General features: G+C 70.8%; 18 protein-coding genes. 5 read left to right on the forward strand and 13 right to left on the reverse strand.

Going from position 1 to position 21,270, the window contains the following annotated elements; genetic code table 11:
• Positions 1 to 7: 7 nt before the first annotated feature.
• The gene (locus HNR30_RS40070; protein ID WP_246380127.1) at positions 8 to 2,098 is read right to left on the reverse strand and encodes a RecQ family ATP-dependent DNA helicase; all 2,091 of its coding nucleotides are present in this window, start codon (positions 2,096 to 2,098) and stop codon (positions 8 to 10) included.
• A 118-nt stretch (positions 2,099 to 2,216) separates the two neighbouring features.
• Here HNR30_RS40070 and HNR30_RS40075 point away from each other — a divergent pair, with 118 nt between their 5' ends.
• A complete protein-coding gene (locus tag HNR30_RS40075) occupies positions 2,217 to 3,677 on the forward strand; it encodes a COG1361 S-layer family protein (protein WP_181615406.1) in 1,461 nt (486 codons plus the stop codon).
• Here HNR30_RS40075 and HNR30_RS40080 read toward each other — a convergent pair.
• The 8 genes from HNR30_RS40080 to HNR30_RS40115 form a co-directional block, all read right to left on the reverse strand.
• A complete protein-coding gene (locus HNR30_RS40080; RefSeq protein WP_181615407.1) occupies positions 3,667 to 4,419 on the reverse strand; it encodes a PIG-L deacetylase family protein in 753 nt (250 codons plus the stop codon). The genes HNR30_RS40075 and HNR30_RS40080 overlap by 11 nt on opposite strands.
• Before the next feature lie 13 nt (positions 4,420 to 4,432).
• Positions 4,433 to 5,656 (reverse strand): ROK family transcriptional regulator, encoded by a 1,224-nt coding sequence (locus HNR30_RS40085; RefSeq protein WP_181615408.1) that lies wholly within the window; start codon positions 5,654 to 5,656, stop codon positions 4,433 to 4,435.
• Positions 5,656 to 6,474, reverse strand: coding sequence for a carbohydrate ABC transporter permease (locus HNR30_RS40090; RefSeq protein WP_181615409.1), 819 nt, complete (start codon positions 6,472 to 6,474; stop codon positions 5,656 to 5,658). The genes HNR30_RS40085 and HNR30_RS40090 overlap by 1 nt, the downstream gene beginning before the upstream one ends.
• Positions 6,474 to 7,361, reverse strand: coding sequence for a carbohydrate ABC transporter permease (locus HNR30_RS40095; protein ID WP_181615410.1), 888 nt, complete (start codon positions 7,359 to 7,361; stop codon positions 6,474 to 6,476). The genes HNR30_RS40090 and HNR30_RS40095 overlap by 1 nt, the downstream gene beginning before the upstream one ends.
• Positions 7,362 to 7,363: 2 nt before the next feature.
• Entirely contained in the window at positions 7,364 to 8,773 is a 1,410-nt protein-coding gene (gene ngcE / locus HNR30_RS40100; protein WP_181615411.1) for an N-acetylglucosamine/diacetylchitobiose ABC transporter substrate-binding protein, read from the reverse strand.
• 88 nt (positions 8,774 to 8,861) lie between these two features.
• Positions 8,862 to 9,812, reverse strand: a complete 951-nt coding sequence (locus HNR30_RS40105) for an N-acetylglucosamine kinase (RefSeq protein WP_181615412.1) — start codon at positions 9,810 to 9,812, stop codon at positions 8,862 to 8,864.
• Positions 9,809 to 11,044, reverse strand: a complete 1,236-nt coding sequence (locus HNR30_RS50480) for a 6-phospho-beta-glucosidase (RefSeq protein ID WP_181615413.1) — start codon at positions 11,042 to 11,044, stop codon at positions 9,809 to 9,811. The genes HNR30_RS40105 and HNR30_RS50480 overlap by 4 nt, the downstream gene beginning before the upstream one ends.
• Positions 11,045 to 11,096: 52 nt before the next feature.
• The gene (locus HNR30_RS40115; RefSeq protein ID WP_181615414.1) at positions 11,097 to 11,918 is read right to left on the reverse strand and encodes a TauD/TfdA dioxygenase family protein; all 822 of its coding nucleotides are present in this window, start codon (positions 11,916 to 11,918) and stop codon (positions 11,097 to 11,099) included.
• Between the two features lie 78 nt (positions 11,919 to 11,996).
• Between HNR30_RS40115 and HNR30_RS40120 the strand changes: the two genes are divergently transcribed.
• The 3 genes from HNR30_RS40120 to HNR30_RS50485 all read left to right on the forward strand — a co-directional run bounded on the left by HNR30_RS40120 (position 11,997) and on the right by HNR30_RS50485 (position 16,593).
• Positions 11,997 to 12,536: a GNAT family N-acetyltransferase gene (locus HNR30_RS40120; protein WP_246380128.1), complete on the forward strand. Its 540-nt coding sequence runs from the start codon at positions 11,997 to 11,999 to the stop codon at positions 12,534 to 12,536.
• Between the two features lie 88 nt (positions 12,537 to 12,624).
• Positions 12,625 to 15,135 carry a DNA gyrase/topoisomerase IV subunit A gene (locus tag HNR30_RS40125; RefSeq protein ID WP_220134551.1) on the forward strand — a complete coding sequence of 837 codons (2,511 nt, stop codon included), beginning with the start codon at positions 12,625 to 12,627 and terminating at the stop codon, positions 15,133 to 15,135.
• 456 nt (positions 15,136 to 15,591) lie between these two features.
• Positions 15,592 to 16,593: a helix-turn-helix domain-containing protein gene (locus HNR30_RS50485; RefSeq protein ID WP_312894989.1), complete on the forward strand. Its 1,002-nt coding sequence runs from the start codon at positions 15,592 to 15,594 to the stop codon at positions 16,591 to 16,593.
• A 43-nt stretch (positions 16,594 to 16,636) separates the two neighbouring features.
• On the opposite strand, the gene HNR30_RS40135 is transcribed toward HNR30_RS50485, so the two are convergent.
• The 3 genes from HNR30_RS40135 to HNR30_RS40150 all read right to left on the reverse strand — a co-directional run bounded on the left by HNR30_RS40135 (position 16,637) and on the right by HNR30_RS40150 (position 20,371).
• Positions 16,637 to 17,287, reverse strand: coding sequence for a class I SAM-dependent methyltransferase (locus HNR30_RS40135; RefSeq protein WP_181615417.1), 651 nt, complete (start codon positions 17,285 to 17,287; stop codon positions 16,637 to 16,639).
• Between the two features lie 385 nt (positions 17,288 to 17,672).
• A complete protein-coding gene (gene ligA, locus HNR30_RS40145; RefSeq protein ID WP_181615419.1) occupies positions 17,673 to 19,736 on the reverse strand; it encodes an NAD-dependent DNA ligase LigA in 2,064 nt (687 codons plus the stop codon).
• A 275-nt stretch (positions 19,737 to 20,011) separates the two neighbouring features.
• Positions 20,012 to 20,371 carry a VOC family protein gene (locus HNR30_RS40150; RefSeq protein WP_181615420.1) on the reverse strand — a complete coding sequence of 120 codons (360 nt, stop codon included), beginning with the start codon at positions 20,369 to 20,371 and terminating at the stop codon, positions 20,012 to 20,014.
• A gap of 14 nt (positions 20,372 to 20,385) precedes the next feature.
• On the opposite strand from HNR30_RS40150, the gene HNR30_RS40155 reads away from it, so the two are divergent.
• Positions 20,386 to 20,949 carry a thioredoxin family protein gene (locus HNR30_RS40155; RefSeq protein WP_181615421.1) on the forward strand — a complete coding sequence of 188 codons (564 nt, stop codon included), beginning with the start codon at positions 20,386 to 20,388 and terminating at the stop codon, positions 20,947 to 20,949.
• Here HNR30_RS40155 and HNR30_RS40160 read toward each other — a convergent pair.
• Entirely contained in the window at positions 20,902 to 21,243 is a 342-nt protein-coding gene (locus tag HNR30_RS40160) for a hypothetical protein (protein WP_312894990.1), read from the reverse strand. The genes HNR30_RS40155 and HNR30_RS40160 overlap by 48 nt on opposite strands.
• Positions 21,244 to 21,270 lie beyond the last annotated feature (27 nt).

Consider the following 21,270-nt stretch of genomic DNA (forward strand, 5'->3'; position numbering starts at 1 on the left):
CCACGGGTCAGGTGGTCGTCGCCAGGGCCAGCGGCAGCACGGCCGGAGCGCCCGCGTGGCGGACGAGGGCCGCGCCGAGGGTCATCGTCCATCCCGTGTCGACCCGGTCGTCGACCAGCAGCACCGGCCCGCCGCAGTCGGCGATCCTCTCCCCGAGCTCGCGCGGCATCGCCAGGGTGCCCCTGATCGCCTGCACCCGCTTGGCGCTGTTGAACTGGCTCCCCGGCGACCCCGCCCGATAGCCGAGCGCCCCCAGGTAGTCGAGCCTGCCCACCTGCGACAACCGCTCGGCCAGGCTGGCGATCAGCTGGGGGCGGGACGTGGAGGGCATCGAGACGACGGCGACCGGCCGTGACTCCCAGCCCCACGAGGCCAGCACCTGGACGACACCCTTGAAGAGCTCGTCGGTGATGGGCGCGTCGGGGGCGGCGAACAGTTCGCGCAGCCGGTTGCCCCAGCCGATGTCGGTGAGGCGCCCGAGGGCGCGCCCCGGCTCGGCGCCGAGCTCGGGCTTGATGCGGCCCGACAGGTCGGAGAGCCCCGTGGGCCACTGGCGGCGGGCGTCGATGTCGACGCCCGGCCGGGTGAGCCGCTCGCGGGCCTGGTCGAGCACGGCCGCCTGGACCTCGGTGGAGCGGTGGGCGCCGGTGCAGTTGTCGCAGCGGCCGCACGGCCGGGCGGCCTCGTCGTCGAGGAGCCTGCGGAGGTACTCCTCCCGGCAGTCGGTGGTGGTCAGGTAGCCGAGCATGGCCTCCTGCTCGGCGGCGCGGGCGGCGGCGACGCGGGCGTAGCGCTCGGAGTCGTAGCTCCACTCCTCGCCGGTGGCCTCCCAGCCGCCCTTGACGCGGCGGACGGCGCCGTCGACGTCGAGGACCTTGAGCATCATCTCCATGCGGTTGCGGCTGAGGTCGACGCGTGTTTCGAGGGCCGCGGTGGACAGCACGCCGCCGCTTTCGGCCAGGGCCGCCAGGGTGGCGCGCACCTGGGACTCGGGAGGGAAGGCGAGGGAGGAGAAATACTGCCAGATCTCCTTGTCCTCGCTGCCGGGCAGCAGGATGACCTCGGCACGCTCGACGCCTCGGCCGGCGCGGCCGACCTGCTGGTAGTAGGCGACGGGCGACTGCGGGGCGCCCATGTGGATGACGAAGCCCAGGTCGGGCTTGTCGAAGCCCATGCCGAGCGCGCTGGTGGCGACCAGCGCCTTGATCTTGTTGGCGAGCAGGGCCTCCTCGGCCTCCAGCCGTTCGGCCGGCTCGGTCTGGCCGGAGTAGGCGCGCACCTCGTGGCCCTGTTCGCGCAGGTAGGCGGCGATCTCCTGGGCGGCGCTGACCGTCAGGGTGTAGACGATGCCGGAGCCTTCGAGCTCGTTGAGCGTCTGGGCGAGCCAGGCCAGGCGTTGTTCGGCGCCGGCGAGCCGGGTGACGGACAGGTGGAGGCTGTCGCGCTCCAGGGGGCCGCGCAGCACGAGGGTCTCGGGACCCATCTGCTCGGCCACGTCGCGGGTGACGCGGGCGTTGGCGGTGGCGGTGGTGGCCAGCACCGGGATGCCGGGCGGCAGCTCCTCGAACAGCTGGGCCAGGCGCCGGTAGTCGGGGCGGAAGTCGTGGCCCCAGTCGGAGATGCAGTGGGCCTCGTCGACCACGACCAGCCCGGCGCTCTCGGCCAGCTCGGGCAGGACGTTGTCGCGGAAGTCGGGGTTGTTGAGCCGCTCGGGGCTGACCAGCAGGACGTCGACGAGGCCCTCGGCGACCTGCTCGTAGACGCGCCCCCACTCCTCGGGATTGGCGGAGTTGATGGTGACGGCGCGGATGCCGGCGCGCTCGGCGGCGGCGATCTGGTTGCGCATGAGCGCCAACAGCGGCGAAACGATGACCGTCGGCCCCTCGCCCAGGTCGCGCAGCAGCCCGGTGGCGATGAAGTAGACGGCGGACTTGCCCCAGCCGGTGCGTTGCACGACCAGGACCCGGCTGCGCTCGACGACCAGCGCACGGATGGCCGACCACTGGTCTTCGCGCAGCGAGGCGTGGTCGCCGGCGAGCGCCCGCAGCCGCTCCTCGGCCTCCTCGCGCAACATGGTCTCGTCGGGGGCTTCAAACATGTGCTCCTTGTTACCAGGTTTCCCCGACGTTTTCGCCCGGCCATGGTTAAGAGCCCGGTGTCGCAGGGCTCCCGGGTCGCGTCCTCCAGCAGGATCGGAGCGGTTCTGGGGAGGTTTGATGCGTGCGACGTGGATAGGCATCGTGCTGTCGGTCCTGGCGAGTCTGGTCCAGCCGGACGCGGGTTCGGCGCGCGCCGCGCAGCTCAGCATCACCAAGACGGTGAACAACAACCCGATGATCATCGGCGCGGAGTCCGTCTACACGATCACCGTGAGCAACACCGGCGACCAGCCCGCGGCCGGGATCACGATGACCGACACGCTGCCCTCCAGCCTGACCGCCGGGACCCTGCCCAGCGGCTGCACGGCCGCCGGGCAGACCATCACCTGCGGCGGCGCGGGTCTGACCCTCGGCCCCGGCGAGCAGCAGACCTGGCAGATCCCGGTGACGGTCGACCCGTCGCTCTCCGACGGCACCAACATCGTCAACCAGGCCGGGGTCACCTCGACGACGCCGGGCGTGCCGTCCCAGAGCACGCAGCTCATCAGCCAGACCCAGACCCAGACGGACGTGGAGATCACCAAGACGGCCGTGCCCGACACGGCCGCGCCGGGCGACATCATCACCTACACGCTGACCGTCACCAACCACGGGCCCTCCGACGCGGTCGACGTCACCGTCCAGGACCCCACCGACGGCAACCTCGTCACGATCGTGGAGCTGCCGGACGAGTGCCCGCCCAGCGGGCTGACCGTGACCTGCCCGCTGGGCACGCTGGGGCCGGGAGAGACGCGCGTGCTGGTGTTCACGGTGCGCGTCGTCGAACCGCAGCCGGACGGCACCCAGATCGACAACTGCGCCACCGTCTACACCGGCAGCCGCGACACGGACTGGGACAACAACCACTCGTGCGCGGACACGGTCGTGCACCCCACGCCGACGCCCACGCCGACACCGACCCCCACCGGCCGGCCGATCACCAGCGCCACCAAGTCCGGCCCCGCCACGGCGGAGGTGGGCGACACGTTCACCTACACGCTGGTCGTGCGCAACACCGGTACGGCCCCGGCCTACAACGTGGTGGTGCACGATCCGATCGATTCCAACCTCACGGTGGTGTCGGTCTCGCAGGGATGCGTCGCCACCGCCGCGCAGGTGGCCTGCCGGGTGGGCGAGCTGGGGCCGGGCGAGGAGCGCACGTTCACCGTCACGGTCAGGGTGAACGACGACGTCCCGTCGGGGACCGCCGTCGGCAACTGCGCGGTCATCTACTCGACGTCCCGGCGCACGCTCACGCGGGAGAACGGCTCCTGCGTGGAGACGATCGTCACCACCCCCACCCCCACCCCGACACCCACGCCATCCCCGACGCCGACGAGGACGCCCACGAGCACTCCGGCCCCCACCGACACCGGCGGCCCCGGCCCGGGACCCGCTCCCGACCATGGAGGCGCAGGTCTCGGGCCGCGCCTGCCCTATACCGGCGCGCCCACGGCCTGGCTGGCCGCGGGGGCCGCGCTCCTGCTGGGCGTGGGCGCCGCCGTCAGGATCCTGGCCCGCCGTACGGCTAGGCGATGAACGGCATCAGCGGCCGCAGCTCCTCCACCGAGACCCGCCTGCCGTACGGCGCGAGCTGGAAGGTCTCCGGCCCGAGGAACTCGGCCCAGTACTTCTCGACGAACGTCCGGCAGGCCCCGACGTCACCCGCGTCGGGCACGTGCTCCAGCAGCCCCCGCTGGTAGGGCGCGTACTCCAGGAACTGCGAGGCGTGCGCGAGGCAGGCGTCGAGCTTGGCCTGCCGTACCGGGCCCACGTCGACCACGACGTCGTCACGGTGGACGGGACGCGAGGCGTAGTCGGTCATCAGCAGGCACACCGGCTGGTGCGGCAGGGAGGGCATGCCGCACTCCAGGTTGCGCACGGTGACCAGCTCCACGGCCTGCTCGGCCAGCCTGCCCGCGGCCCGGTTGTCGGGGTGTCCCGCGCCGTCGCCGTGCAGGGCGATCACCAGGTCGGGACGCCAGGCGCGGATCTCGCGCATGACCCGCAGACGCAGCTCGACGGTGGGTTCGAGCTCACCGTCGTGCACGTCGTCGAAGATCTCGTAGGTGGTCACACCGAGCGCGTCGGCGGCCCGCCAGGCCTCCTCGGCACGGCGCCGCGCAAGAGGGACACGCTCCAGCCGGTGGTGCCCGCCGTCGCCGTTGGTGAGGGTCAGGAACTTCACCGCGTGACCGGCCTGGGCCAGGAGGGCGGAGGTGCCTCCCGCGTAGATCTCGGGTTCGTCGGGATGGGCGGCGATCACCAGGGTGCGCAACATGGCTCAACTTTCGTCAGGGGATGTGATCACCGGTACGGCCTGCCGTACCGGCCTGGAAGACCCGCTCGCGGGCCAGTTCAAGGGAGTAGCGGACGGCGCCGTCGAGCACGGCGTTGCCGTCGACGCGGCTGACCGAGACCTCCACCGGCGCCAGCCCGGTGGGGGCCAGGAGACCGGCGACGCGGGCGCGCAGCGGCTCGCCCGCGGCGATGCACACGGGCCCGCCGAGCACGACACGGCCGGGGTCGAGCACGCCGACGGCGGCGGTGACGGCGATGGCGACGCGCCGGGCGAAGTCGTCGAGGAACCGGCCGAAGGGGCCGTCGGGCCGGTGCGTGGCCTCCAGGCGGTCGGGGTTGCGCGAGCGCAGGAACGCCACGACCTCGGCCAGTCCGGAGCCGGTCTCCAGGCCGTGCGCGCGGGCCAGCTCGGCCAGCGGCTGCGCGCCGAGCAGCACGCCGACGGGGCCGCCGTCGGGGCCGTGCACCCGGCCGACGCTGACGGGGTCGGGCACGATCACCGATCCGACCTCGCCGCCGCGCCCGGTGACGCCGCGCCACAAGGAGCCGTCGAGCACGGCTCCCGCGCCGACGCCGCTGCCGATCCACAGGAGCACGAAGCTGCTGCCCTCGTGCTCGGCCAGCTCGCGGATGGCCACGAGGTTGACGTCGTTCTCCAGCCGGAAACGCTCGGCTCCGAGCCTCTCGCGCAGGTCGCCGAGGTCGTCGAGGTGCGACCAGCCGGACAGCTGCACGGCCTGGCGCAGCCGCTCTCCCCCGGCGTCGACGATGCCGGGCACGCCGAGCACGATCTGGTCGAGCTGCTCCAGCCCGATTCCCGCCGAGCTCGCGGCGGCCTCGACGGCCGAGGTGAGGAACTCCACCGCGTCGGCGCCCTCGCCGGGCGCCTGGGCCCGGTGGTCGCCGCGCACCCGGCCGCTCAGGTCGGCCACGGTGACCTCCACCGCCCGCGCGGTGAGGTCGACGCCGGCCACCCAGGCGGCCGAGCCGTCGAGCTCCCACTGCTGGGCGGCGGGCCCGGCGTTGCCCGGCTTGGTGCCGGCCTTGCGCGCCAGCCGCCCGTTCTCCAGACGGCGCAGCACCTCGGCGGCCGAGGCCTTGGACAGGCCCGTGTGGAACTCCAGCTCGGCCCTGGTGAGGGTGCCGTGCCGCAGGAGCAGCTCCAGGGCGGCGCGCTCGTTGAGGGTGCGGAAGACGGTTGGGTTCCCGGTGGACACTACTTCACGGCTCCTGACGTCAACCCGGACTGGATATGTCGCTGGAAGACGATATAGGCGACCACGACCGGCAGGACCGTCATGCTGAGCGCCGCGAACAACGCCGGCCAGTCCGCCTCGTAGCCGGCGATGGTGGAGATGTCCGCGATGCCCTGGGTGATGACCCATGTGCTCTTGTCGCCCGGCAGCAGCACGAGCGGCAGCAGGTACTGGTTCCACTGGCCGAGCACGTTGAAGATGGTCAGGCTGACCAGGCCGGGCTTGGCCATGGGGAGCATGACCTGGAAGAAGGTCCTGGTGTGCGAGGCGCCGTCGATCATCGCCGCCTCGGCCACCGCGTCGGGCAGCCCCCTGAAGAAGGAGGTCAGGAAGAACACGGTGAACGGCAGCGAGTAGGCGATGTAGACCAGGACGAGGCCGACGTGCGAGTCGAGCAGCCCGAGGCCGTCGACCACGAAGAACAGCGGCACCAGCGCCAGGAACACGGGGAAGGCCATGCCGGAGACGAACAGGAAGTAGATCAGCCGGTTGCCGGGGAAGCGGTAGCGGGCCAGCACGTAGGCGGCCATGGAGCTGAGCAGCATGGTGCCCGCGACCCCGAAGAACACGACGATCACCGTGTTCAGCAGGTACCGTCCGACGCTGGCCTTCTCCCAGGCGCGCACCCAGTTGTCCCAGCGCAGCTCGCCGGGCAGTTGCAGGGCGTCGCCGAAGATCTCGGCGTTGCTCTTGAAGGAGGCCAGCAGAGTCCACACCAGAGGCGCGATGATCAGCAGCACCCAGATGGCGAGCAGCGCCTGAGCCAGCTTGCGGCCCATCAGTACACGATCCTCTCTCGCCTGGTGACCCGCATCGTCACCGCGGCGAAGGTGAGGGTCAGGAAGAACAGCGCCACGCCCAGCGCCGAGGCGTAGCCGAAGCGCGAGTAGCCGAAGGCGTTCTTGTAGATCTCGGTGGCCAGCACCGTGGTGGCGCCGTCGGGCCCGCCCTGCTCGACCGAGAGCACGTTGACCAGGGCGAAGCCGTCGAACGCCGCGATGCCCAGGTAGATCCAGCCGACCTGGACGGTCTCCCACAGCAGCGGCAGCGTGATCCGGAAGAACGTGGTCAGCCGTCCCGCGCCGTCGAGGGCGGCCGCCTCGTAGACGTCCTTGGGGATGGCGGCCATGCCCGCCGAGAACAGCACCACGTAGAAGCCGACGCCCTGCCAGACCATGACGGCGATGATCGACCAGAGTGCGAGCGTCTGGTCGGTCAGCCAGCCCACGGGCTCGATGCCCAGCTGGATCAGCGCGCCGTTGATCACGCCGCTGGCGTCGGGCCGGTAGACGGCCTTGAACAGCACGCCGACCACGGCGACCGCGAGCACCTGCGGCAGGAAGAAGACCACGCGGTAGAAGCCCGCGCCGCGGACCGGGCGGCCCTGCGGCGCGTTGAGCAGGTAGGCGAAGGCCAGAGCCAGCGCGATGGTGGCCAGCGGCATGGCGACGAGCAGGACTGCGTGGTTGCGGATCGCCTGCCAGAAGGAGTCGTTGCCGAACATCCGCCGGAAGTTGTCCAGGCCCACGAAGTTCAGCCCGGACGACACCCCTCGCCAGTCGGTCAGCGCGATCTGGAACGCCTGCACGTAGGGGCTGATCACGAAGACCAGGTAGACCGCGACGGGCAGGAGCAGGAATCCCGCGACGAAGCCGTGCCGCCGCATCGTCAGACGCTCCGGGTCTGCTTGGAGATGGAGGAGTCGTTCTTGAGCTCGTCCGCCTTCTTCTGCATGTTCTCGCAGAACTGGTCGGCGGTGATGCGCCCGGCCATGACCGAGTTGGTCTGGGTCTGGGAGTAGTCGAACAGCTCCTTGTACCAGGTCTCGAAGCGGGCGTCGGTGATGATGTTCTTGCCTGCCGCCTCCTGCGCCTTGGCGGCGCTGTTGACCGCGGAGGTCAGGTTCAGGCCGTCCACGACGCCGTTGACGACGGTGAGGTTCCTGGTCTGCTCGGTGTAGCCGCGGGCGCCCTCCTTGGAGAGCATGATCCGCAGGTACTCCAGCCCGCCCTGCGGGTTCTTGCCCTTGGCGGAGACGAAGAAGGCCTCGGCGACGCCCACGAAGATCGCTTCGTACGGCATGGCGTCGGTGCCCGTGACGGAGGGCACCGGCGCGATGGCGTACTCGAAGGTGTCGGGCTTCTCCTTGGCCATCTCGTTCTCCAGCCAGGAGCCGCACGGGTAGAACAGGACCTTGTCCTGCAGGTGCTTGACCTGGGTCTGGGTGTGGTCGAGGCCGAAGTAGGCCTTGTCGCCGAAGTCCTTCTGGATCTGCGCCCAGGCGGCGACCGCCTGCCGTACGGGCTCGGCGGTCCAGGCGCCGTCGGCGAGGTTGTCGATGTCGATGATCACCTTGTTGCCGCCGATCTTGGCGGCGGTGTAGACGAGGTTCCAGACCTGGTAGAACGGGCCGACCTGGCCGGGGTAGGCGAACAGGGCGATGCCGGCCTTCTTGGCCTCCTCGCCCAGGGCGTTGAACTCGTCCCAGGTCCTGGGCAGCTGCCAGCCCTTCGACTCGAAGAGCTTGGCGTTGTGCCACAGGGCGCGGTGGCCGACGGTGTACTGCAGCACCCGGGGGACGCCGTCGATCAGGGAGTTCTCGTAGACGCCGCCGACGAGGGTGTCGATGACCTTCTTGTCGGGGAAGGCGAGCGAGGGCGCCTCGAAGAGCGGGGTGAGGTCGGCGAGCTGGCCTTCCTGGACCAGCGCCTGGAGGTCGAGTGCCTCGGGCCCGGAGTTGTTGACGACGTCGGGGACGTCTCCGGAGATGAAGCGGGGGCGCAGCTGGGTGCCGACCTTCTGGGTGCCGACGTGCTTGAGCTTCGACTGCGGATAGGTCTTGCTGTAGGCGGCCTCGTGCAGGTCGACGGCGTACTTGTCGCCGTTGCCGCCGCTGAAGATGACCACTTCGAGCGGGCTGGCGGCGTTCACGCCGAGGGGGTTGGCCGCGGAGGTGGCGGCGGCGGTGACGGTGGGGGTGGGTGCGGCGCTGCGGCCGGTGGTGGCGCAGGCGGCGAGCGGCGTGGCCAGCGCGGCGAGGCCGAGTCCGCGCAGGACGTCGCGGCGGTTGGGGGACATGGATCCTCCTGGACGGCTAACCGTCTGGATACCTTCCAGACGGTTAGCCGCTGACTGTAGAGGGCTCGGGTCCGTGACGCAAGTGCTCTCAGAACTGCTCGCGCAGCCGGGCCTTGGCCTCCTCGCTCGCTCCGATGCGGTCCAGCGCGGCCAGCGCGGCGCCGGCGATCGGCGGCAGCTCGGCGATGATCTGGGTGGCCAGCGGTGCCCTCTCGGCGAACCGCTCGTCCAGCAACGCCGTCAGCAGCGGGTCGCGTGCCCGCAGTACTCCCCCGCCCAGGACCACCTCGGTGGGGGTCCGGAGCAGGTCGAGGCGCTTCAGGCACACCCCCGCCATGGCCATGACCTCGTCGGCCATCCGCGTGACCAGGCTCACGGCGATCTCGTCACCCGCCGCGGCCACCTTGAACAGGCCCGGCGTCAGCTCCAGCAGCCGCTCGCGCTCCAGACGGCCGAAATGCAGGTCCAGCGCGACCTGCTCGACCGTGGCCGCACCGAAGTGGCTCTTGACCAGGGCTGCCAGCTCCGTCGGCGCGCCGCGGCCGTCCTCGGCCCGCACGGCGTGCCAGAGCGTCTCGGCCGACAACCCGCCCCCGCCGCCCCAGTCGCCGCTGATCGGGCCCAGCGAAGGGAAACGGGCGACGGAGCCGTCGGGCGCGACGCCGACCGCGTTGATGCCCGCACCGCACACCACGGCCACGCCCCAGGGGCCCGAGGCGCCCGACCTGAGCAGGGCGAAGGTGTCGTTGCGCACCAAAACCTGGCGGGCCAGGCCGCGCCCCGAGATCTCGTGCTCCAGCGCCACCTCCTCCTCGGGCAGGTCGGCTCCGGCCAGAAAGGCCACCAGGTGGTCGGCCCGGCCGTCGAAGCCGAGCGCCTGCCGTACGACGACCTCGATGACGTCCGTGGCGGGGGCGACGCCCTCGCTCTGCGGCAGGAAGGCGCCGCCGCGCCCGCGGGCGAGGATCTCGCCCTCCGAGTTCAGCAGGACGACGTCGGTCTTGCTGTTGCCTCCGTCGACCGCGATCAGCGTCGTCATGACTGACGCTCCAGCATCAGCCTGGTGAGCTCCGCCGCGATCGCCTCCTGGCCGACCAGCGGGTGGGCCAGGAGCGCGTCGCGCACCCGCCCCTCGCCGCCGTGCAGGGCCGCCTGGAGGGCCAGCTCCTCGTAGGCCGACACGCCCGCGATCAGGCCGCGGTAGAGCGGCTCGACGGGCTCCACCGGCAGCGGTACGGCGCCGGCGGCGGTGATCTTCGCGGGCACCTCGATGACGGCCTCGTCGCCCAGGAACGGCAGGGTGCCGTTGTTGCGGGTGTTGACCACCTGGACGTCGCCGCGGTCGCCGAGCAGCGAGGAGATGAGCGCCACGGCGGCCTCGGAGTAGAACGCTCCACCGCGCTTGGACAGCAGCTCGGGCTTGGTGTCCACGGCCGGGTCGGCGTACATCTTCAGCAGCTGCTCCTCCATCGCGGCGACCTCGGAGGCGCGCGAGGGGGCGGACCTCTGCTCCTCGACCACGATGTCGTGCTGGTAGAAGTAACGCAGGTAGTACGAGGGCACGACCTTCAGGCGCTGGATCAGCTCCAGCGGCAGGTGGAGGTCGTCGGCGATGGCCTGGCCGTGCTGGGCGAGCAGGTCGGGCAGCACGTCCTCGCCGTCGACGTGGACGGAGCGCTCCCAGGTGAGGTGGTTGAGCCCCACGTGGCCGAGCTCGACGCGCGAGGGCTCGACGCCCAGGTGCTTGGCGAAGCGGCGCTGGAAGCCGATGGCGACGTTGCACAGGCCGATCGCGCGGTGACCCGCGTCGAGGAGCGCGCGGGTGACGATGCCGACCGGGTTGGTGAAGTCGACGATCCAGGCGCCGGGAGCGTGCTCCTTGACCTGGGCGGCGAGCTCCAGCACCAGCGGCACCGTGCGCAGGGCCTTGGCCAGGCCGCCCGCGCCCGTCGTCTCCTGGCCGACGCAACCGCACTGCAGAGGGAAGGTCTCGTCCACGTTGCGCGCGGCCTGGCCGCCCACCCGCAGCTGGAACAGGACGGCCTGCGCGCCGCGCACGCCCTCGGCCAGGTCGGCCGTGGCCACCACGCGCGCGGGATGACCTGCCTTGGCGAGCATGCGGCGCGAGACCCCGGCGACCAGCTCCAGGCGGGTGGCGTCGGGGTCGACGAGCGCGATCTCGGTGAGCGGCAGGTCGTCACGCAGGCGGGCGAAACCGTCGATGAGCTCGGGGGTGTAGGTCGAACCGCCCCCGATGACAGCGAGTTTCACGCTGGACTCCTTGATTAGTAAACTTTCCTAATCAAGAAATCTACCAGGCGTCCTACTTGTCCTGGTGCTCCGGGAAGGCGTTGACGGTCACGCGGTGCATACGCCGCCGCTCGGTGTAGTCGGCCACCGCGTAGTGCTGGGTGGGCCGGTTGTCCCAGAACGCCATCGTGCCCGGCCGCCAGCGCAGCCGTACCTGGTATTCGGGCGAGCGGATGTGGTCGATCAGCAGCGGCAGCAGCGCCTCGTTCTCGCGAGGGCTCAGCCCGACGAAGCCCGTCGTCGAGGCGCGGTTGACGAACAGCGCCTTGCGTCCCGTCTCGGCGTGCACGCGCACGACGGGGCGCTCGATCGGCGGCCACTTGGCCTGGATCTCCTCCAGGACGAACGGGTGACCCTTCGAGATCGCCTTCGTCATCGACATGGTGATGTCATGAACGGCGGTCAGTTCGTCGCACAATCGCTGCATCGGCTTCGACAACGACTCGTAGGCCAGGTAGGTGTTGGCCCAGCAGGTGTCACCGCCGATGCTCGGCAGTTGCACGCACCGCAGCAGCGACCCCATCGGCGGGGTCGGCTCGAAGGTGTTGTCGCTGTGCCACTCGTCGCCGCCCTCCCCCTTGGGGTCGGTCTGGTCGAGGACGTGGATGGGGCTGCCGCTGTCCTTCTTGAACGCCGGATGGTTGAGCGTGCCGAAGTTCAGGGCGAACTGCAGGTGCTGCTCGTCGTCGATGTGCTGGTCGCGGAAGAACAGCACCAGGTGCTTGAGCCACCCCGCGCGCAGGGTCGCCACTTGCTCCTGGGACAGGGGTTTGCGCAGGTCTACACCGGTCACCTCGGCGCCGATGTGCCTGGTCACGGGGTGAAACTCGATCATAAGGGGACCCTAATACCAAGCAATTGCTTGGTCAAGAGGAGACTGGACTACATGGATGTGACCACCACATATCTGGAAATGACGTCATCTGCCGATCTGGTCCCCGCGCGTCTCCCTCGCCTGACCGTCGACGTCGTACGCGCCGAGGTGGCCTCGCCCGAGTTCAGCCGGTTCCTCTACACGGCGGTCGGCGGCGACTGGCAGTGGACCGAGCGGCTGCCCTGGACCTACGCCCAGTGGGAGACGTTCCTGGCCGGCGGGGTCGAGACCTGGGTGGCCTGGCACCGCGGCACGCCCGCCGGATACGTGGAACTGCAGGCCCACCAGGGCGGGGAGGTGGAGATCACCTCGTTCGGGCTGCTGCCGTACGCCATGGGAGGAGGCGCGGGCGGACACCTGCTCGCCGCCGGTACGGCACGCGCCTGGGACCTGCACACCCGCATGGAAGGCCGCGAACCCACCCGGAGGGTGTGGTTGCACACGTGCACACTCGACGGGCCGGTGGCGCTGAGAAACTATCTCGCGCGGGGATACAGGGTGTTCGACGAACGGCTCAACGAACCCGGCGACGAGGACACGGGCTCGACACCAGGCCCCTGGCCAGGCGCCAGACCATGACCGGGGCGGTGGCGCCTCCGGCACGGAATCGCGTCGCAAGCCGTACAAAAGCCCGTGGAGTCGCGGACAGTCGGTGATGTTCGGCAGAATGTTCGACATGGCCCGACGCACCACCACGCCCCCGCCTGAGGACTTCGAGGAGCGGATCGTCGACATCGACGTCTCCTCCGAGATGCGCACCAGCTTCCTCGAGTACGCCTACTCGGTGATCTACCAGCGCGCGCTGCCCGACGCGCGCGACGGTCTGAAGCCCGTGCAACGCCGGATCCTCTACTCGATGAACGAGATGGGCCTGCGGCCGGACCGCGGGCACGTCAAGTCGAGCCGCGTGGTCGGCGACGTCATGGGCAAGCTGCACCCCCACGGCGACACCGCGATCTACGACGCCCTCGTACGGCTGTCGCAGCCGTTCTCCATGCGGCTGCCGCTGATCGACGGGCACGGCAACTTCGGCTCGCTCGACGACATGCCCGCCGCCATGCGCTACACCGAGGCGCGGCTGGCCCAGGCGGCCATGCTGATGACCGAGTCGATCCATGAAGACACGGTCGACTTCAAGCCCAACTACGACGGCCAGGAGACCGAACCCACGGTCCTGCCGTCCGCGTTCCCCAACCTGCTCGTCAACGGCACCACCGGCATCGCGGTCGGCATGGCCACCAACATGGCGCCGCACAACCTCGGCGAGGTCATCGCCGCCGCGCGCCACCTGATCAAGAAGCCCGACGCCACGCTCGACGAGCTGATGCGTTACATCCCCGGCCCCGACCTGCCCACCGGCGGCTCGATCAGCGGCCTCGACGGCATCCGCGACGCCTACGAGAGCGGACGCGGCACCTTCCGCATGCGGGCCAGGTGCTCCATCGAGCAGATCACCCCCCGCCGGCGCGGCATCGTCGTCACCGAACTGCCCTACAACGTCGGCCCCGAGCGCGTCGTCACCAAGATCAAGGAGCTGGTGACCTCCAAGAAGCTCCAGGGCATCGCCGACCTCAAGGACCTCACCGACCGGCACAAGGGCCTGCGCCTGGTCATCGAGATCAAGAACGGCTTCGTGCCCGAGGCCGTGCTGGAGGAGCTCTACCGGCTCACGCCGATGGAGGAGACCTTCGGCATCAACAACGTCGCCCTCGTCGACGGCGAACCCCGCACCCTCGGGCTGCGCGAGCTCCTCCACGTCTACGTCGACCACCGCCTCGAAGTCGTCAGACGCCGCTCCGAGTTCCGCCGCCGCAAGCGCGAGGAACGCCTGCACCTCGTCGACGGCCTCATCATCGCCCTGCTCAACATCGACGAGGTCATCCAGGTCATCAGGACCAGCGACGACTCCGCCGCCGCGCGCGCCAGGCTCATGGACATCTTCGACCTGTCCGAGGTCCAGGCCACCTACATCCTCGACACGCCGCTGCGCCGCCTCACCCGCTTCGACAAGCTCGAACTCGACCGCGAGAAGCAGCAGCTCACCGACGAGATCGCCGAGCTCACCGAGATCCTCTCCTCCGACGTACGGCTGCGCCAGGTCGTCTCGGGCGAACTGGCCGAAGTGGCCAAGAAGTACGCCACACCACGCCGCACCATCCTGCTCGAAGCCTCCGGCGTCACCCGCTCCGCCACCGTCACCCTCGAGGTCGCCGACGACCCGTGCCTGGTCCTCATGTCGTCGACCGGGCTGCTGGCGCGCACCTCCGACGCCTCGCCCCTGGCAGGAGACGGCGATCGCAACGCCCACGACGTGCTCGTCTCCGTCGTGCGCACCACCGCGCGCGCCGAGGTCGGCGTCGTCACCTCACACGGCCGCGCCATCCGGGTCTCCGTGCTCGACCTGCCCATCCTGCCGCCCTCCGCCAACCCGCCCTCGCTGTCAGGCGGCCATCCCGTCTCCGAATACGTCACACTCCAGCCCGACGAGAAAGTCGTCGGCCTCGGCTCCCTCGACCCGGCCGGCCTCGGCCTCGCCCTCGGCACCTCATCAGGCGTCGTCAAACGCGTCGTGCCCGACTACCCGGTCAACCGCGACGACTTCGAGGTCATCACCCTGAAGGACGGCGACAGCGTCGTCGGCGCCGTCGAACTCGAGTCCGAAGAGCACGACCTGGTCTTCATCACCTCCGACGCCCAACTGCTGCGCTACCCCGCCTCCTCCGTCCGCCCCCAGGGCCGCCCCGCCGGCGGCATGGCCGGCATCCGCCTCGACGGCGCCACCAGCGTCGTCTTCTTCGGCATCGTCGACCCCACCAGGCCCGCCCAGGTCGTCACCGTCGCAGGCTCCTCCACCGCCCTGCCCGGCACCCAGGTCGGCGGCGGCAAGGTCTCCGACTACGCCGAGTTCCCGCCCAAGGGACGCGCCACGGGCGGCGTGCGAGCCCAGCGGTTCCTCAAGGGCGAGGACGTGCTGCTCCTCGCCTGGGCCGGGCCCGCCCCGGCCAAGGCGGTGTCGAGCACCGGCAAGCCCATCCCCCTGCCCGAGGAGATCAGCAGGCGAGACGGGTCGGGGCTGCGGCTCACCCACACCATCGGGGCCGTGGGCGGGTCATTGGGGGCCGGCGGGTCCGACACGCCGGCGGCTTCTGGGGGTGGGGAGGAGCCTCCGCTCTTCTGAGGGTGCCTATCCAGTCATTCCCTCCAGCCCGGCCCTCATCTGTCGCCCCTCTCCGGCAGCCTCACCTGCCGTCCCGCTCCGGCATGAGCCTCACCAGCCGCGCCCCGACGGCATGGGCCTCGCGGGTCGAGCGCCTTCGGCGCGGGGCGGGCTCGGGCTCCCCTCATTGGGGGGCCCAGCCCCCCAAGACCCCCTGCCGGGGGCCTTCCGGCCCCCGGACCCCCGGTCGTTGCCGTGGGTGAGACGGGTATCGGTGCCTAACCGGGGTCGGCCTGCGGGACGGTGGCGGCTTGCGGGGCGGGTGTCGTGGCCCCCGCGGCGATAGGGCCGTACAAGCCGAGCCGTCACAGCGCTAGACGTCGGGTGCGGCCACCACGAACGCCCGCTTGAGACTCCACGCGCACCCCACCCGACGCACCGCAGCGGCCGAGGGTGGGTGGGCCTAGCCTGGCAGGCGTGGGAGAGCGTTTCGCGTTCGGTGACGGTTATGCGTGGTATCACGGGCCGTCGATGGACAGCACGGCGCATCGGCATGCCGCCTTCCAGATCGCGGTGGGTGTGGACGGCGACGTGGGCATGGTGGACGAGGTGGGTGCCGAGCATCGGGGGCCGGCGCTGGTGGTGCCGCCGATGGTGCGGCATCGGCTGCTGGCCGGGGGTGAGCTGCGCGTGTTCTTCGTGGAGCCGCACTCGGTGTTCGCCGACCGGTTGAGGGGGTTGGGCGGGGAGGGCATCAGCGTGGTGGGTGAGCTGCGCGACCTGCAGGTGGAGGATGTGCGGTGGGGCGTTTCGGGGGAGCTTGATGCGCGCCTGGTCGAGGCGATGAGGCTTCTGGCGACGGAGAACCACGCGACGGCTGGCCCGGCGTCCATGAATCGCACCTCATCCAACGTGGTCTCGGGGAGCGGTGCGACACCCGGCCTCGTGTCGGGGAACGGTGCGACGCCCGGCCTGGCGTCGGGGACCGGTGCGACACTCAGCCGGGGGTCGGGGAACAGCGCGACGCCCGGTCTGGCGTCGGGAAGTGGCGTGAGAACCGGGCTTATGTTGGGGAGGGATGCGGCACCCGACCTGATGTCGGGAAGTAGGGCAGGATCCGGCCTGACGTCGGGATACCGCGCGGCACGTAGGCTCGTGTCCAACGACGGCGCCCTGCCAGGGCTTGCTCGCGAGAGCGTCGCGATGTCCGAGAACGTCACGATGTCCGAGATCGCCGCGCAAGTCGGCCTATCGCCGCAGCGGCTCAGGGCCCTTGCTCGCGAGCAGCTCGGCATGCCGCTCGCGAGGTGGCGGATCTGGCAGCGTCTCAGCCGTGCCGCCGAGGCGCTGCGTGAGGGCCGCACACCCGCCGACGCGGCGGCCGTGGCAGGGTTTGCCGACCAGGCCCACTTTCACCGGCGGATGCGCGAGATGATCGGGCTGACGCCGGCAGCCGTGGCTCGTGCCGTACGCCCATAGCCGTCGAAACGTCAGGCCCAGAGTCCCCGCTATCGGCCTGTCCTCAGGCGCCGCGCCGGGCCACGTACAGCGAGATCGATCCGTTGACCGTCGCCACCACATCCGTCTCCCGCACGCCAACGAACCCCGCTTCCCTCATCAGCTCCGGCACAACCCCTTCCGCATTGGGCTGGGTGTCCGCCTTACCGTCCGCCCACTGCACCACGCGAAACGCCAGCCGCATCAACGCCGTCCTCTGCTCTCCGAAGTCGGCGATCACGACCTTCCCGCCGGGCCGCAGCACGGCGTGCATGGAGGCCAGCACTGCCCGCTTCACTGCCATCGGGCACTGGTGCAGCACCAAGCTCGACACCACCGTGTCGACCCGTTCCCCATCGACGATCCCCTCCAGCTCGTCCCCCATTCCGACTCGCCAGTCGGGCCTCACCCCTGCCGACAGCGCCTTCCGTCTGGCGATCGCGAGGACGGCCGGGTCGGGGTCGATGCCGATGATGCGTGCCCGAGGCTCGGTCCGGCTCAGCAGTACGGCCAGCGAGCCGGTGCCGCACCCCACGTCGACGATGACGTCGTCCGGCTGCGGCGCGACGTGCTTCGCGGTCAGCCCGCGCCATACGCGTTCGCGGGTCAGGGCGATGAGGGGGTCGTAGAAGCGGGTGAGAGAGGCGCGGCCGGCGGCGGGCGTGAAGGATGTCATGCCCGCAGCCTGACCGGCCACCGGGCAGGGGGTCTTGTACGAAACGCCCGCTGAGGGCTGCCGCTGCACGCTCTCGGCGGCGATGCCCTAGATGGGTGAGGTGGGCGAGGTGGGCGCGGTAGGCGCGATGGGCGCGGTAGGCGCGATGGGCGCGGTAGGCGCGATGGGCGCGGTAGGCGCGGCGAGCGAGGTGGGCGCGGTGGGCGCAGCGGGCGAGAACGTGCGCACCTCAATGCGTCGATCACGCGCAGGTTGACGCCCCCGGCAGGAGGAGTCGCTCATCGAGCTCCTACGAACAACTAGCCATCGCGGCGGCTGAGAGTGGCCTCGCCCTGCGATGCCACCCATAACCCCCCACCCCCGGCCGCACACCGCCGGACCGGAGCTACGGCAAGAACTCGCTCACCAGCTCGGCGAACTCCTCCGGGCTCACGACCCGCACCTGGAGCTGCTCGGCCTTGGCGCGCTTGGACCCCGCCTTCTCCCCCGCGACCAGCAGTGAGGTCTTGGCCGAGACGCTGGAGGAGGCCTTGCCGCCCGCCCGCTCGATCAGCTCGTTGACCTGGTTGCGCGACAGCTCCTCCAGCGGCCCCGACATCGCGCCGGTGACCACGACGGACATGCCCGACAGCGGCAGCTCCGGAGCCGACGTCGCGGATCCCGACGGGTCGACGCCGGGCTCGGTCATGGTGACCCCGGCGGCGACCAGCTTGTCGATGAGCGGCGCCAGCTCGGCGAGTTCGGCGACGACGACCGGCGCCTTCTCGGGGCCGATGCCCTCGACCTGCTGGATGGCCAGGGCGTCGGCGGCGCGGATGGCCTCCATCGTGCCGAAGTGGCGGGCGATGCGGCGGCTCATGGACCGGCCGGTGCCGCGTACGCCCAGCGCGCAGAAGACGCGGCTGAGCGGCTGGGCCTTGGCCCGCTCGAAGGCGGCCAGCAGGTTGTCGGTGCTGACCGCGCCCATGCGTTCCAGGCTGAGCAGCTGGTCCCGGGTGAGGTAGAACAGGTCGGCGAAGTCGGCGATCATCTCGGCGTCGAGGAGTTGCTTGATGCGGTTGTCGGCCAGGCCCTCGATGTCGAGCTGGTCGCGGCCGGCGGCGTAGCTGATGGAGGCGATGGCGCGGCAGGCGCGCCCGCGCACGCAGCGCCAGCGCTCCTGCGACATGTCGATGGCGTCGCCGCAGGAGGGACAGACGGAAGGGATCGGGATCGGCTGCTCGTCGCCGGTGCGCAGGTGCACCACCGGCGCCTCGACGCGCGGGATCACGTCGCCCGCCTTGTAGACGGTGACGGAGTCGCCGAGCATCAGGCCGCGCCGGGTGATGTCGGCGACGTTGTGGAGGGTGGCGTAGGTGACGACGCTGCCGTCGAGCTCGACCGGCTCCAGTACGGCGCGCGGGGCGATGATGCCGGTGCGGCCGGTGTTCCACTCGACACCGACCAGCTTGGTGATCTTCTCGGTGGCGGGCAGCTTGTAGGCGACCGCCCAGCGCGGGGCGCGCGAGCTGAAGCCGGCCACGGCCTGGTCGGCCGCGAGGTCGCACTTGACGACGATGCCGTCGATGCCGAACTCCAACTCGGGCCGGGCCGCGGCGATCTCGTCGACGCGCTTCTGGACCTGCTCCAGGGTCTCGGCGACGATGCCCGCGACCGGCGTCGCGTCGGTGGTCTGCACACCCTGGCCGGACACCCAGCCCATGACCTCGCTGTGCGGCAGCTCACGCAACCGCGTCGCCAGCTCGGAGGAGTCGTCGGGCGCGGGCAGCGCGCCGTACCCGAAGAAGGTCAGCTCGCAGACGTAGGGCCGCTCGCGGGTGCGCAGCGTGCCCGCGGCGGCGCTGCGCGGGTTGGCGAAGGTGGTGCCGTCGTGGGCCTGGCGCTTGGCGCACGCCTCGTCGAACTGGGCGGCGGTCATCATGACCTCGCCCCGCAGCTCGACCGTGACCGTGTCGGCCAGCCGGTCGGGCAGGCCGACGATGGTGCCCATCGCGTGGCTGACGTCTTCGCCCGCGACGCCGTCGCCGCGGGTGACAAGCTGGACCAGCCGCCCGCGGCGGTAGCGGGCCGAGATGGCCAGGCCGTCGAGCTTGGGCTCCACACTCCACGCGGTGACCGGACGGCCGATGCGCCGCTCCAGCGAGGCCGCCCAGTCGGCCAGCTGGTCGGCGCCGAACACGTTGTCGAGGCTGAGCATCGGCACGGTGTGGGGCACGTCGCCGACCACCGCGCCGCCCGCGACCTTGCCGGTCGGCGACTGCGGCAGGACCTGGTCGGGATGCTCGCCCTCGTAGGCCTCGATGCCGCGCACGAGGCGGTCGTAGGCGTCGTCGTCGAGCGTCGAGGTGCCGTCGGCGTAGTAGGCCGCCGCGGAGTCGAGGGCGAGCTGAACCGCCTCGGCGTAGGCGGTCTCGTCGGCGATCACAGTGCTGGGAGGCGCGTCCGTCATAAGGCCATCATGCCTGGTGGCACCGACAATTCCGGCTCACAGGCCGAGGGCGGGCAGGGACGGCCGGCGGTCGCCGGGTTGGCGAATCGAGCAGGCCGGCCGACGCGACGACCAAGAGGGCGGGCGCGGTAACCGACAGGACGAGCACGACGGCCAAGAGGGCGAGCGCGATACCCGACAGGACGAGCGCGACGGCCCACGCGCCCGCCGGCCGTACGGCTAACGGCTAACGGCTAACGGCTAACGGCTAACGGCTAACGGCTAACGGCTAACGGCTAACGGCACAGGCAGAACGGGTGCCCCGCCGGGTCGACGAAGACGCGCCACTCGTCATCCTCGCTCGGCTGGACCTCGTGCTTGCGCGCCCCAAGCTCCAGCGCCCGCTTCTCAGCCTCCTCCATGTCATCCACCGCGAGGTCGAGGTGGAACTGCTGCGGCCGCTCGTCGTCCGGCCAGTCCGGCGGCCGGTGTCCAAGCACCTGCTGGAAGGCCAGGCGCATGGAGCCGTCGGACACCACGGCCCACTCGGCGTCGCCCGTGAGCTTCCAGCCGAGCAGATCGGCGTAGAACCGCCCCAGGGCGAGGGTGTCCGGGCAGTCGAGCACCGTGCTACGGAAACGTACGATTCCCGGCATGATTGACTCCTCTCATGGCTGTCAATTCCTTCATGGTCCCCCTCGGCACGCCCGCCCCCGACTTCCATCTGACGGCGATCGACGGCGGCAGCGTGAGCCTGTCCGATCTCAAGGGCTCACCGGCCACTTTGATCATCTTCCTGTCGAACCACTGCCCCTACGTCAAGCGCATCGAGAACGGCCTGGGACAGCTGGCGGCCGACTACGGCTCGCGTGTCTCGGTGGTCGCCATCTGCAGCAACGACCACGTCCGCTACCCGGACGACGACGCCACACACCTGGCGGAGCAGGCCAGGCGTGCCGGATTCGGCTTCCCGTACCTCCTGGACGACACCCAGGAGGTGGCCAAGGCCTACCGGGCGGCGTGCACGCCCGACTTCTTCCTCTACGACGCCGACCTCAGGCTCGCCTATCGCGGCGAGTTCGACGACGCGCGGCCGTCCAACGACGTGCCGGTGACCGGAGCGTCCCTGCGCGCGGCGATCGACGCGCTGCTGGAGGGCCGTCCGGTCGGGGGGCCGCAGAACCCGTCACTCGGTTGCGGCATCAAGTGGAAGCCGGGCAACGAGCCCGCCTGACAACGCCAGGACCAGCTCCGAAGGCTCGGCGCCCTGCCATTCGGCGACCAGCCGTCTGCCCCGCTCGTCCGGTTCGAAGGGATCGCGGCCCAGCGGCCCGAACCTGCCGGCGTCCTCCAGCTGCTGGACGAGCGGGTCGTCCTCGGGCAGCCTCTCGGCGTAGCAGGCCGCGTCCAGCAGGGCCAGCGCGCGGCGCGCGTTGCGGCCCTCGTCGTTCGGCTCGACCCGGTCGAGGCTGCGCCGTGCCTGTCCGCGCAGGTAGTCGGCCAGCAGTTGGGTCCTACTGATACTCACGGCAACATATCTTCACGCAAAGTGACG

This window comes from Nonomuraea soli, assembly GCF_013761175.1.
In the GTDB taxonomy this organism is placed as follows: domain Bacteria; phylum Actinomycetota; class Actinomycetes; order Streptosporangiales; family Streptosporangiaceae; genus Nonomuraea; species Nonomuraea soli.